This is a genomic window from Myxococcus sp. CA040A (assembly GCF_013336725.1).
Lineage (GTDB): Bacteria > Myxococcota > Myxococcia > Myxococcales > Myxococcaceae > Myxococcus > Myxococcus llanfairpwllgwyngyllgogerychwyrndrobwllllantysiliogogogochensis.
In genome coordinates this window covers 337556-350271 of the sequence record NZ_JABUMR010000010.1, presented here as the reverse complement: position 1 = coordinate 350271, position 12716 = coordinate 337556, and the positions used below count along the sequence as shown (strand labels likewise).

The window sequence follows — 12716 nt, the reverse complement described above, 5'->3', positions numbered from 1 at the left end:
GGGGCTAGTCCCCGCGCAGGGCCACCATGGGTGAGGCGATGAGGCACGCGCCCACCCGAGCCTCCAGCGCGGCGGCGGCGTCCTCGCACGCCTCCACGCCGGTGGCGACGATGAGTTCGCGGCTCCACGGCTCCTCCGTCGTGCCGCCGACGCCGGTTCCGCCCCGAGGAAGGCTGAGGCCCACGAAGGCCACGGCCGCCGCGGCGGCCATCGCCATCTTCCCCCAGTGTCGCCACTGTCCCTCGCGCCGCGCGTGACGCACGGGCGCCTGGGGCTCGTGGGCGAGTCGGGCCTCCAGCGCGGCGAAGCTCAGCGCGGGCCGGGCGGGCTCGCGGCGCGCGCGCTGGGCCATCCACCCTCGCTCCAGTCGCTGCCACGCCAGCGCGTGTTTGCAGGCCGCGCAGCCTTCCGCGTGCGCGCGCACCCGCGCGGCGTCCTCCGGTGCCAGCTCTCCTGCCAGCAGCGCATCCAGCTCGCTCTCGCGGCACGTGCTCATGGGCGTCCTCCTCCGACGTGCGCCGCCAGTTGCTCGCGCAGGCGCAGGCGCGCGCGGTGGATTTCGTTCTTCACCTTCGGCAGCGACCAGCCCATCACCGAGGCAATCTCCTCATAGGCAAGCCCGTGGTCGATGCGCAGCAGCAGCGCCGCCCGCCGCTCCGCGTGCAACATCCCCAGGGCCTCCGTCAAAAGCCCCGCCAGCTCCTGGTCCAACAAGAGGTCCTCCGGCGACGGCGTGGGCAGGACCGCCTCCACCTGGTGGGCGTGCTCCTCGTCCGCCACGTCCACGTGGACCCCCCGGGTGCGACGGGACTCCAGATAGACATGCCGGGCGATGCCTAGAAGCCACGAGCCCACCCGGTCCTCGTCGCGCAGCGCGCTCAGCCGCGAATGGGCGCGCACGAAGGTCTCCTGGGTGGCCTCGTCCGCGGCGGACTCGTCGCGCAGGAGGTCTCTCAAGAAACGCCAGACGCCCGGGGAGTGCCGCTCGAAAATCGTGCGGAAGGCAGCGGGGTCTCCCGTGCGCGCCCGGCGCAGCAGGCCTCGCTCCCCATCCGTGTCGGATGGAGGCGCACCCACCAGGACCATCTTCACCGCGGAGAGAAGAGCCACGGCTCCACCGTGTCACGAGTCGCCCGGGAGTTTCAGCGGCCCTGTCGAATCTGGATTCGACAGGGTGTCACGCGTGCCCGCCTGGTCTTCTCCCGAGGGCCGGGAGCCAACCTTGTTGGGGAACTGGCGTTGTTGGTATGAGAATCCCATGTCTTCCGATTACGCCCGCCCGGACGCGGCTCCGGCGGCGCACGCTCCGCGTCTGCATGGGCATCTGCCCGTGCTCGACGGTGTGCGGGGCCTCGCGGTCCTGCTGGTCGTCTTCTTCCACACCACGCACTTGAGCGACCAGAGCGTCGCGGGGCGTGCCACCTGGTGGCTGGCCGGTGCGGGCTGGACGGGGGTGGACCTGTTCTTCGTCCTCTCCGGCTTCCTCATCACCGGCATCCTGTGGGAGGCGAAGGGGCAGACGTATTACTTCCGCAACTTCTATGCGCGCCGCGTGCTGCGCATCTTCCCGCTGTACTACGCGGCGCTGGCCGTCTCGTTCCTCGTCCTGCCGTCGCTGGCGGGGCGGCTGAACCTGGATGAGCGCATCACCACGGACGGCGCTGTCTGGTATCTGCTCTACTTCTCCAACTTCTACCAACTCTTCATCGACACCACGCACCCCATCCTCGGGGTGGTGTGGTCGCTGGCGATTGAAGAGCAGTTCTACATCGTCTGGCCCTTCCTCATCGCCGCCGTCTCCTACAAGGGCGCCATCCGCCTGTGCCTTGGCACCATCGCCATGGCGGTGGCGGTGCGCGTGGGCCTCACGCTGTACGGCGCCAGCGAGGAGAGCACCTACGTGGTGACGTTCTGCCGCGTGGACTCGCTCGCGCTGGGGGCGCTGTTGTCGCTGGCGCTGCGACAGCCGGAGGGCAAGGGGCTGTCCGCCTTCCCGTGGATGCGCTGGGCGCCATGGCTGGCATTGCCCATTGTCGCGGCGGTGATTGTGTTGCCGGTGGGCCCGGCCTTCAAGACGGTGCTGCGCACCGGCGGCTACACGGCGGTGGGCATCCTCTACACGGTGCTGGTGTACCGCGTGGTGTCCGCGAAGCCGGGCACGCTCCTGCACCGCTTCTTCTCCAACCGCGTGCTCCTGATGTACGGCAAGTACAGCTATGCCATCTATCTGGTGCACTCGCCGCTGGATGCCATCCTCCGGCGCACCGTGCTGAAGACGCCGCTGAAGGAAGTGGGAGGCTCCGACTTCCCCATGCAGCTGCTCTTCTACGTCGTGGCCGCGTCGCTCTCGTTGGGAATCGCCCTGGTGAGCTGGAACCTCTTCGAGAAGCACTTCCTCAAGCTCAAGGACTACTTCCCGTACAGCGAGCGTCCGGCTCCGTCCCCGACTCCGGCCCCGAGCAGCACTCCAGGCGCCGCGAGCTGAAGGGGACGCGCGCGGGAGCCATCGCGTCCCGCGCGCCGTCGTGCGCGCCGTCAGTCCGGCTGGATGAGCGCCTTGGCGACGAGCAGGGCCCACGCCTCGGCGGAGTCGAGTTCCGCGCGGGCGCCGCAATAGCGGTCCATGCTCTCGTCGGAGCCGTCTCGCAGGAAGATGGCGTCATGCAGCTCGCGCTGCGCACGGCTGAGCCAGAGGCTCGCCTGGAGGCGCAGCTTGGCCGCCGCGTGAGGGTCCTTCAGCGACTGACCAGGCGTCAGCAGCTCATGCTCTTCGGGATACAGCACCGTCATCTTGTTGTAACCGGCATGCTCAAGTGTCGTAGTCATGGTTTGAGAATGTGAACCGAGCGCCGAGCAGGCACCTGTCCGGTCGGGCAGGTGTCTGTCTTGTAGCGAGCACACGGCGCCCAGAAGCCATCCAGAGCGGAAACTTCCGGACGGTGCGAATTCTGTGCGCCGCGTCAGGCTTTACTTCAGGCTCTTCATGTCGATGACAAACCGGTATTTCACGTCACCCTTGAGAAGCCGGGTGTAGGCGTCATTCACCTGCTGGATGGGAATCACCTCCACGTCGGAGACGACGCCGTGCTCACCGCAGAAGTCGAGCATGTCCTGGGTTTCCTGGATGCCACCGATGCTGGAGCCGGAGAAGTTGCGACGCTGGCCGATGAGGGCGAAGGGCTGGACGGGCAGCGGCTTCTCCGGGACGCCGACGAGGACGAGGCTGCCGTCGATGCGCAAGAGGCGCAGGTACGCGTTGATGTCGTGGGGCGCGGAGACGGTGTCGAGCACGAAGTCGAGCGTGCCCTCGCGCGCCTTCATCTCCGCCTCGTTGGAGGAGACGACGACTTCATGGGCGCCCAGGCGCAGCGCGTCCTGCTTCTTCTTGTCGGTGTGGCTGAAGACGATGACGTGCGCGCCGAAGGCCCGCGCGAACTTCACGCCCATGTGTCCCAGTCCGCCCAGGCCGACGACGCCCACGCGCTGACCGGCCTTCACATTCCAGTGCTTCAGCGGTGACCAGGTGGTGATGCCCGCGCACAGGAGCGGCGCGGCGGCGGCTGGGTCCAGGTTCTCCGGGACGCGCAGGACGTAGGCCTGGTCGACGACGAGCGCGCTGGAGTAGCCGCCCTGGGTGGGCCGCTGGCTTTCGCGCTCCCGCGAGTTGTACGTGTAGGTCGGCCCGCGCTCGCAGTACTGCTGGAGGCCCTGCTTGCAGGCATGGCAGGTGCGGCAGGTGTCGACCATGCAGCCGACGCCGACGGAGTCGCCGACCTTGAACTTCTTCACGTTGGCGCCGACGCGCGTGACACGGCCGATGATTTCGTGGCCGGGGACCATGGGGAAGATGGAGCCGCCCCACTCGTCGCGGGCCTGGTGGAGGTCGGAGTGGCAGATGCCGCAGTACTGGACGTCGAACTGGACGTCGTCGGGGCCGGGCTCGCGGCGCTCGAAGTTGAAGGGGGCCAGCGGGGACTTGGCGTCCTGGGCGGCGTATCCACGAACGGGAATCATGGGAGGTCCTTGATGGGGGTGAGCGAACGCATGGAATATGCGCGGGGGGCCCCATTCGCGAAACCAGTGGAATCAGGACACGTCATGTAGAAAAACTTCGCAATGGCCTTTACCCCGCTGAACGCGCTGAACGCATTCCTCGCGGTGGCTCGCAGGCGCAGCTTCGCGGCGGCGGCGGCGGACCTGGGCGTTTCCTCCTCCTCGCTGAGCCAGTCCGTCCGCCAGCTCGAGGCGCGACTGGGCGTGGCGCTGCTGACTCGCACCACCCGCAGCGTGGCGCTCACCGAGCCGGGGCGCCGGCTGGTGGAGAGCGCGGGCCCGTCGGTGGACCAGGCGCTGGCGGCGCTGAAGGTGGCGGCGGCCCAGCCCGGCGAGGTGACGGGGCTGGTGAAGCTCACCGTGCCGACCGTGTCCGTGAGCCACGTCGTCGCACCCGTGCTGACGCGCTTCCTGGCCCGCCATCCCCGCGTGGAGGTGGAGCTGCGCGTCGAGGACTCCATGGTGGACATCGTCTCCGAGGGCCTGGATGGCGGCATCCGCTTTTCCGAGTCCCTGGAGCGGGACATGGTGCAGGTGCGCCTGTCGGAGGGCTTCCGCTTCGTGGTGGTGGGCTCGCCCGCATACTTCAAGCGCCGCGGGGTCCCGGAGAAGCCGCGCGATTTGCTGACACATGACTGTCTTTGCATCCGCTCCGGCACCACCGGGGCGCTCTATCAATGGGAGCTGGAGCGCGGCGCGCGAAGCTGGCGGGTCCCCGTGCGGGGGCCGCTGGTCACCTCGAACCACCATGCGTTGATGGAGTTGGCCGAATCGGGGGTGGGCTTGATGTATGCCTTCGAGCCGGAGGTGGCGGACCGGGTGAAGCGGGGCATGCTGCGCATCGCGCTGGAGCCCTATGCGGCCCACGTGGATGGCTTCTTCCTCTACTTCCCCAGCCGCTCCCACGTGTCCCCCGCGTTCCGCGCCTTCGTGGACGTGGCGCGCGAGGTGACCTCGGAGCCGCGGGCTTCCGAGTCGCGTCCCTCGCGCACCCGCTAGCCCGGCGGGGGAGCTCAGGCGCTGGGGATGCCCCGGGCGCGGGCCCTGACACGGGCGGCTTCCTCGAAGGCGCCGGCTTCCTCCAGCGCGGTGGCGGCGCGGAAGTACAGCAGCGCGGCCTCCATGTGTCGGAAGGCGGAGGCCTCCGCGTTGGCGGCGGCGACGAGGTAGGGCGCGGCGCGCTCCGGCTCCTTGCCCTCCAGCCAGTGCTGCGCGACGACGACGGGGGCGGCCTTGCGCTGCTCCAGCGCGCTGGCCAGCCTGCGATGGAGCAGGGGAATCAGCGACGGGGGAATCGTCTCCCGCACCACCTCGAAGAGCAGGTCATGGGTGAAGCGCTCTCCGCGCAGGATGTGCGCCGCCTCCAGCTCGGAGACGTGCGCGGCGAGCGTCAGCGGCGTCATCTCCAGGACTTCGACGGCCAGCTCCAGCTCGAAGGACGTCTTCGCGAGCGCCGCCAGCCGGGCGACTTGAAGCGCCTGGGGAGACAGCCGCTCCAATCGCTGTTGAATCAAGTCCCGGCCCCGGCCGGAGGGGTGGATGTGTTCGGGCCAGCCCCGCTCCAGTCCGCCCGACTCCAGCAGGTGGCGCAGCGCCTCCATGATGAACAGGGGATTGCCGCCCGTGTAACGCATCACGTTGTCCGTCAGGCCCTCCGCGCCCGCCAGCTCCAGGCTCCCCAGCAGCGAGCCCACCGCGTCCGTCTCCAGGGGCTCCAGCTCGATGACGATGGCGAGCCCCGCCTCCACCAGTTGCTGGATGCAGGCGACGGCCACTGGCGACAGCTCGCCCTTGCGGAAGGTGTCCACGAAGTGGGGGAAGGAGCCACCGGGCTGCGTGTCGTGGCGACGCGACAACATGAGCAGGGCGAACTCCGCGGTGGCCGCGTCCATGTACTGCAAGTCATCCGCGACGATGGCGTCCAGCCCGGCGCACAATTGGTAGACAACCTGACAGTTGGCTTCCAGGAAGCGGCTGCGGTCCGCCTCGTCCACCATGGGCGAAGGCAGTCCCTCCGAGCCGGCCAGGTCTGGCATCAGCCGCGCCAGCTCGCGGCGCACCCACGGCTCCAGCTTGGGGTCCGGACGCCGGGCCAGAATCTGTCGCAACAGCCGCACGTGCGTGGAGTAGGCCACGTGCATCTCCCCGGGGCGCGACTCCAGGATGAGGTGGTTGCCTCGCGAGGCGGCGAAGTCATGCGCCAGCCGCGTCTTGCCCACCCCGGGTTCGCCGCTGAGGAAGATGGTCAGCCCCGCCGCCCAGGCCTCCTCCATCCGCGCCCACTCCCGCTCGCGCCCCACCAGCACGGGCGGACGCAGCACGGACAGGGGCAGCTTCGCCGCCAGCGCGCGCGGGGCGTGGGACGCGGTGGGGCCCCGCTCGATTTCCCGCGCCAGCGCCACCGTCTGCGGCAGGGGCTGCGTGTCCAACTCCTCGCGCAGCAGGCGACGACAGCGCTCGAAGGCGTTGAGCGCGGCCATCCGGTCTCCGGACACGTAGTGCAGCCGCATCAGCCTGCGCCACGCCTCCTCCGAATACGGGTCCATGCCCAGCAGCTTCTCCGCCAGCACGAGCGCGCCGGACAGGTCCCCCGCGCGCTCGCGGGCCTCCGACTCCGCGGACGCGGCCCGCCGGCGCAGCTTGTCCAGCCGCTCCCGCGCGCTCTCCAGCCACGCCTGGAACTCCGGGCAGTCGTCGAACTCCAGCGCGGCCAGCAGCACGCCCTCCTGCTCCAGCACGCGCGCGTGGCGCCCGGCCAGGGCATGGGCCTGGAGTTGAGAGGCGTCAATGGTGATGCCTTCCACCAGCGACAGCACATCCCCGCCCTGCACCAGCTCCGCGCCCGTGGACAGACGCAGCCGGCGCAAGAGCTGTCGCATGTTGTTTCGGGCGGTGACTTCGCTGGACTCGGCCCACAACAGGCCCGCGAGACGGTACTTCGGGTGCGGGCCTTCCAATGCCAACCATGCCAGCACCGCGGCGGTGCGGCGCTCCAGGGGCAGGTGTGCGCCGTCGTGCCGCAGGCGCGCTTCGCCGAGCAGCTCCAGATGAAAGACTTGCGTCTTCACCGCGTCGTCGCCTGCCATGGCCTCCGGAGTTCCAAGAATGAGAGAGCGCGTTTCGCGTAACGTAACACGTCGCACCCGATGCTCCCTCACGGGTAGGGATGACCCCAGGCAGGGTCCGAGGTACCGCCTGCTTTCCCTCTCGAATTTCCAGGACACGGCAGCTCGCCGTCACGAACGGACGACGTTGCGAAACCTTTCGTGCGGTCACACCCTGGTCACACCTCATTCGTTATTGATTGCTCCAGACTGAATGGACCGGGGGCTCTCATGGTTTGTGACAAGCAGCAGGCCGACATGGAGGTTGATGTCATCATCAGCGGCTGCGGTCCCGTGGGAGCCCTGACATGCAATCTGCTGGGCTCCCTGGGCGTGCGGACGCTGGTGCTGGAGCAGGACCTGGCGCCGCATGGACAGCCGCGCGCCTTCTCCTGCGATGACGAGGCGTTGCGCATCTACCAGTCCACGGGCCTGGGCGCCGAACTGCAGAAGGACATGCGGGAGAACCGGTTCGCCGAATACGTGGGTGAGACGGGCAAGCGCTTCGCGGAGGTGCACACCGGCTCGGCGGATTTCGGCTTCGGCTACTCGCCGCTGTGGTTCTTCCACCAGCCGAAGGTGGAGGGGGTGCTGCGCGAGGGCATGGGGCGCTTCCCCCACGTGAAGCTCCAGGTGGGCGCGAGCGTGGAGAGCCTGGAGCAGGACGCGGCGGGCGTGACGGTGCGCTACCAGCTCTTGCAGACGGGCGAGACGCGCACGGTGCGCGGGCGTTACTTGCTGGCGTGCGACGGCGCGCGCAGCGGCGTGCGCAAGGCGCTGGGCATCAAGATGTCGGGGCGGGCCTACGGGGAGCCCTGGCTGGCGGTGTCCGGCTCGGTGGAGGGTGACGCGCCGGAGCTGTGCCGCTTCGTGTGCGACCCCAAGCGCCCCGCCTTCGTCGCGACGGGCGCGGTGGGCCAGTTCCGGTGGGAGTTCATGCTGATGCCGGGCGAGACGCGCGAGGAGATGGAGCGGCCGGAGACCATCAAGAAGCTCCTGGCGCCCTACATCGACCCCGAGCGTGTCCACGTGGAGCGCGCGCAGGTCTACACGTTCCACTGCCTCAACGCGGCGCGCTGGCGGGACGGCAACGTCTTCCTGCTGGGGGACGCGGCGCACACCATGCCGCCCTTCATGGGTCAGGGGCTGGTGTCCGGCATGCGCGACGCGTCCAACCTCGCGTGGAAGATTCAGCGCGTCGTCCGGGGCCTGGCGCCGGCGTCGCTCCTGGACACCTACGAGGAGGAGCGTCGCCCGCACGTGGAGGCGGTGCAGAAGCTGTGCGTGCGAGTGGGCCATCTCTTCCTCGCTCGCAACCGCTGGGTGGCGGGTGCGCGCGACATGGTGATGCGCGCGCTGCAGCGCATCCCCCGGGTGCGCCGCTTCATCCAGGGCTTCGAGTTCAAGCAGCCGCCGATGCACGAACGCGGCTACTACCTGGGCGGCGGGCACGCCCCGGAGTCGGCGGAGGGCACGTACTTCATCCAGCCCAAGGTGCGGTTGCAGTCCGGCAAGGAGGTGCTGCTGGACGACGCCATCGGCAACGACTTCGCGGTGTTGTGCCGGGCCAACGCTCCCTCCGCGCAGGTGGCGGCGGCGCGCGGGCTGGCGGAGGCCCTGGGTGCGCGGCTGCTCGCCGTCCAGTCGTCGGGCGCGGACGGGAGCGAGGTCCCCGCGGTGGAGGACATCACCGGGAAGCTGGGCGACTGGTTCTCGCGCCATGACTCGGACGTGGTGGTGCTACGGCCGGACCGCTTCGTCTTCGGCGCGGTGAAGGCGGAGCGCCTGCCGGAGCTGCGCGACGCGCTGGGGGTGTGACGGCCCCTCGCCCGCGTGCCTCGTGGATACCCGAGGGGTGCGCGGGCCCCCCGTCCCACGAGGGCGCGGTGTGGCGCGACGCGCGTCGCAGGCAGGGCGTGGGAGCACGGGAAGACAGTCGGTGCTCGAGTGCTCGACGCGACGCCGAGGTCCCTACCTTCAGGGCTGAGACGCTCATGAGGGGGGACCTCGATGACGACGCGCGGCACGCGGCACATTCATTCCATTCATTGCATCCTGCCTCCGTATCTCCTGCGCTCCATCGCGGAGAACGGCACGCCGCAGCAGCGCGTGAAGGCCCTGCACACCGTGGCCACGGACAGCACCTTCCGGGCGCTGCGCTTCGCGGGAGGTCGGGTGGCCGCCTCCACGTCATCGGTCCGCCGGATGCCGGCGATGATGGTGGAGTCCCAGCGACAGCGGAGCATCTACGACTTGAAGGGCGAGGAGGCCTTCCCCGGGACGCTGGTGCGCTCGGAGGGGCAGGGGCCGTGTGGAGACACCGCGGCCGATGAAGCCTTCGAGGGCCTGGGCGCCACGTATGACTTCTTCTGGGAAATCCTCGGGCGCAACTCCATCGACGGGGATGGAATGCCCTTGCAGGCGTATGTCCATTACGGGCGGGACTACGACAACGCCTTCTGGGACGGGCGCCGCATGGTGTTCGGCGATGGGGATGGTGAGTTGTTCAATCGCTTCACCATCGCCCTGGATGTCATCGCGCACGAGCTCGCCCACGGCGTCACGGAGGATGAAGGGCCGCTGTGGTACTTCCGGCAGGCGGGCGCGCTGAACGAGTCGATGTCGGATGTCTTCGGCTCCCTGGTGAAGCAGCGGCTGCTCGGCCAGACGGTGGACCAGGCGGACTGGCTCATCGGAGCGGGGCTGCTGGCGGAGGAGGTGGAGGGCACGGCCCTGCGGTCCATGAAGGAGCCCGGGACGGCCTTCGACGACGACGTGCTGGGCAAGGACCCGCAGCCCGGACACATGCGCGACTACGTGAACACGTGGGAGGACAACGGCGGGGTGCACATCAACTCAGGCATCCCCAACCGGGCGTTCTGCCTGACGGCCATGAGTCTGGGAGGCAGCGCGTGGGAGCGCGCGGGACGCATCTGGTACGAGTCCATGAGGGACCCGCGCATCATGCCGGACACGAACTTCTCCGACTTCGCGCGCATCACCGTCATGGCCGCCACCCGGCTGTACGGCGCGGGCGACGAAGAGGCGGCCGTGAAGGAGGCCTGGGAAGAGGTGGGCATCCGCGTCTCGCGCGACAGGGTGTCCATCCCTCAGTGGGGGCCGGGTGGTGGTGGCGTCCAGCCGGGAGCCTGAGCCGTGTCGCGTGACAGCGTTCGCATCCAGCTCTCGCAGGAGGGAGGGCTCGCCGCCTTCCCGGGGCTCGCCCGCCCGAGGAGCGTGGCGCTGGGCGAGCTTCCCGCCGAGCAGGCGGAGGCGATTGAACACGGGCTGCGCGACGCGCGCTTCCATGAGCTGCCGTCCGTGGTGGAGGGCTCCCGCCCGAGAGGCGCCGACCAGCGCCAGTACACCCTCACCGTGGAGGAGGGGACGCGGCGACACTCCGTGAAGCTGGTGGAGCCCGTGGAGGACCCCCACCTGCGCGAGCTGCTGTCCCTGGTGAAGCGCGCCACGCGCCGACGCGGTGGACACTAGAACTAAGGGCTTAGTTGACGAAGAACTAAGGTCTTAGTAGTAATGCTGGCCACGGAGGACACCCATGGCCAGACAACCCGAGCCCGAGGCGCCCCGGCCGTTGACGCCGGTGGAGCTCGAGCTGATGCACATCGTGTGGAAGCAGGGCGAGGTGAGCGTGGCGGACGTGCTGGCCGCGCTGCCAGCGGAGCGCGCGCTGGCGTACACGTCCGTCTCCACCGTGCTGCGCATCCTGGAGCAGAAGGGCGTGGTGGTGAGCCGCAAGCAGGGGCGGGGACACCTGTACTCGGCCACGCTGCCGCGCGAGACGTATGAGGCGCAGAGCCTGCGCCACCTGGTGGACACCGTCTTCGATGGAACCCCGTCCGCGCTCGTGGCGCGACTGGTGGAGGCAGTGCCGCTGGCGCCCGACGAGGTGGAGCAGATCCGCAAGCTGCTGAAGGGCAAGGCGGGCAGGTCGTGAGCGGCCTCGTGTCCTTCTATCTCGCGGTGGCGTTGCTGCTGCCGGTGGCGTTGCTGCTCGCATGGGGGGCGCTGGCGCTCCTGACGCGGCTGGGATGGCCGCTGTCCGCGAGGCAGGCGCTGCGGGTGGGGCGCGGGGCGCTGGCCCTGGTGCTCCTGTTGCCGCTCCTGGCGATGGGCGCGCGGGCACTGTCTCCCGCGGGGCCGCTATTCACGTTCGAGCGCTCGGTGGCGCGACAGGCGGAGCGGCTTCCCTCCACGGTGTGGACGGGAGGCGCGAATGTCTCCGTGCCCGTGGCTCGTGGGACTGCCTCCGTGCCCGCGTCCATCTGGATGCTGTTGTCACTGGGTTGGTTGTCTGGAGCGGGGCTCTTCATCGGGCGGGCGCTCGTGCGTCATGGGCGACTGTTGAGTCGACTGGAGGCGCTGCCCCGGGTCCGCTCGGTGGGGCGCGTGGTGGTGGTGCTCGGGGAAGAAGGGACTCCGGCGTTCTCCGCGTGGTTCCCTCGTTGGGGACAGCGTCCGTGCGCGTGGGTGGTGGTGCCTCCCGCGCTGCTGGAGGACGCGGAGTCGTTGCGGCTCACCGTGCTGCATGAGCTTCAGCACCACCGTCAGCGCGACACGCACCTGGCCCTGGGGCGACTGGTGCTCACGGGGGCCTTCTTCTGGCATCCGGCGGCGCATGGGTTGTCGGCATGGCTCGCGTCGCTCCAGGAGCTCGCCTGTGACGAGGCGTTGGTCGCGAGCGGCCGTGCCCAGGCCCAGGCCTATGCGCGCTGTCTGCTCCAGGCGGCGCTGCGTCTCCCGGGCGCTCCGCCCGTTCCCGCCGGTGCCACCGGCATGTCTCATCCCACGCAGAGGAGAATCCACATGCTGTTCCAGCCGCGTCCCCGCCGCACCCATGCCGTCCCCGCGCTGCTCGCCGCGCTGTCCCTGCTGTTGCTTCCCGTGGCCGTCCTGGCGCAAGGCGCGGCGCGTGGCCGCGCGGTGACGCAGGCCGATGCGGAGGCGCTCGCCCGGACGAGTCAGCCTCGGGGGGATTTGCCCATCGTGGTGGATGCGAAGGTGGTGGAGCACCTCAACCGCCTGGTCGGCACCGACAAGGGCCGCGCGTTCATGAAGCGGGCCCTGGAGAACCTGGGGACGCACCGCGCCGCGCTGACGGCGACGCTGCGCTCGAAGGGGCTGCCCGAGGGGCTGCTGGCGGTGGCGGTGGTGGAGTCGGCGGTGACGAACATGCCGGAGACGGATGGTCGGCCGTCACTCGCTCCCGGAATGCGTGGCGCGGGCGTGTGGATGTTCATCCCGGAGACCGCGCGTCGCTATGGGTTGGAAGTGAGCGCGGCGCGTGACGAGCGACTGGACGTGGCGCGTGAGACGCAGGCCGCGTCGGCCCTGCTGTCTGACCTGCATGCGCGCTATGGCGACTGGCGATTGGCGCTCGCGGCGTACAACCAGGGTGAGAAGAAGGTGGACCAGGCACTGACCGAGGGCGGCAGCCGCGATGTGACGGCGCTCATCGCGGGCGGCCACCTCAATGACTACGTGGCCACCGTGCAGGCCGGACTGCTCATTGTCCGCAATCCGCACCTGTTGGATTGAGGC

Annotated in this window: 12 protein-coding genes; 7 read left to right on the top strand and 5 right to left on the bottom strand. The window is 69.5% G+C overall.

Annotated elements, in window-relative coordinates; genetic code table 11:
• Positions 1-4: 4 nt before the first annotated feature.
• Positions 5-496 (bottom strand): anti-sigma factor, encoded by a 492-nt coding sequence (locus HUA75_RS38505; protein WP_141642773.1) that lies wholly within the window; start codon positions 494-496, stop codon positions 5-7.
• Positions 493-1110, bottom strand: a complete 618-nt coding sequence (locus tag HUA75_RS38500) for an RNA polymerase sigma factor (protein ID WP_141642774.1) — start codon at positions 1108-1110, stop codon at positions 493-495. The genes HUA75_RS38505 and HUA75_RS38500 overlap by 4 nt, the downstream gene beginning before the upstream one ends.
• 148 nt (positions 1111-1258) lie before the next feature.
• Here HUA75_RS38500 and HUA75_RS38495 point away from each other — a divergent pair, with 148 nt between their 5' ends.
• Complete coding sequence (locus HUA75_RS38495; RefSeq protein WP_174489272.1) at positions 1259-2485, top strand: acyltransferase; 1227 nt, start codon at positions 1259-1261, stop codon at positions 2483-2485.
• A 50-nt stretch (positions 2486-2535) separates the two neighbouring features.
• On the opposite strand, the gene HUA75_RS38490 is transcribed toward HUA75_RS38495, so the two are convergent.
• Both HUA75_RS38490 and HUA75_RS38485 read right to left on the bottom strand, forming a co-directional pair.
• Positions 2536-2826: a FruA-associating protein, FapA gene (locus HUA75_RS38490; protein ID WP_174458150.1), complete on the bottom strand. Its 291-nt coding sequence runs from the start codon at positions 2824-2826 to the stop codon at positions 2536-2538.
• 141 nt (positions 2827-2967) lie between these two features.
• Positions 2968-4014 carry an NAD(P)-dependent alcohol dehydrogenase gene (locus HUA75_RS38485; protein WP_174489271.1) on the bottom strand — a complete coding sequence of 349 codons (1047 nt, stop codon included), beginning with the start codon at positions 4012-4014 and terminating at the stop codon, positions 2968-2970.
• A 102-nt stretch (positions 4015-4116) separates the two neighbouring features.
• On the opposite strand from HUA75_RS38485, the gene HUA75_RS38480 reads away from it, so the two are divergent.
• Positions 4117-5052, top strand: a complete 936-nt coding sequence (locus tag HUA75_RS38480; RefSeq protein WP_141642778.1) for a LysR substrate-binding domain-containing protein — start codon at positions 4117-4119, stop codon at positions 5050-5052.
• Between the two features lie 14 nt (positions 5053-5066).
• Here HUA75_RS38480 and HUA75_RS38475 read toward each other — a convergent pair whose 3' ends face one another.
• Positions 5067-7139 carry a BTAD domain-containing putative transcriptional regulator gene (locus HUA75_RS38475; protein WP_141642779.1) on the bottom strand — a complete coding sequence of 691 codons (2073 nt, stop codon included), beginning with the start codon at positions 7137-7139 and terminating at the stop codon, positions 5067-5069.
• A gap of 249 nt (positions 7140-7388) precedes the next feature.
• Between HUA75_RS38475 and HUA75_RS38470 the strand changes: the two genes are divergently transcribed.
• The 5 genes from HUA75_RS38470 to HUA75_RS38450 all read left to right on the top strand — a co-directional run bounded on the left by HUA75_RS38470 (position 7389) and on the right by HUA75_RS38450 (position 12713).
• Complete coding sequence (locus HUA75_RS38470; protein ID WP_174458154.1) at positions 7389-8975, top strand: bifunctional 3-(3-hydroxy-phenyl)propionate/3-hydroxycinnamic acid hydroxylase; 1587 nt, start codon at positions 7389-7391, stop codon at positions 8973-8975.
• Positions 8976-9167: 192 nt separating this feature from the next.
• Positions 9168-10310 (top strand): M4 family metallopeptidase, encoded by a 1143-nt coding sequence (locus HUA75_RS38465; RefSeq protein ID WP_174489270.1) that lies wholly within the window; start codon positions 9168-9170, stop codon positions 10308-10310.
• A 3-nt stretch (positions 10311-10313) separates the two neighbouring features.
• Entirely contained in the window at positions 10314-10649 is a 336-nt protein-coding gene (locus tag HUA75_RS38460) for a protealysin inhibitor emfourin (RefSeq protein WP_174489269.1), read from the top strand.
• A gap of 64 nt (positions 10650-10713) precedes the next feature.
• Positions 10714-11112, top strand: coding sequence for a BlaI/MecI/CopY family transcriptional regulator (locus HUA75_RS38455; RefSeq protein ID WP_141642783.1), 399 nt, complete (start codon positions 10714-10716; stop codon positions 11110-11112).
• A complete protein-coding gene (locus tag HUA75_RS38450) occupies positions 11109-12713 on the top strand; it encodes a M56 and MltD domain-containing protein (protein ID WP_174489268.1) in 1605 nt (534 codons plus the stop codon). The genes HUA75_RS38455 and HUA75_RS38450 overlap by 4 nt, the downstream gene beginning before the upstream one ends.
• The last annotated feature ends 3 nt before the right edge of the window (positions 12714-12716 follow it).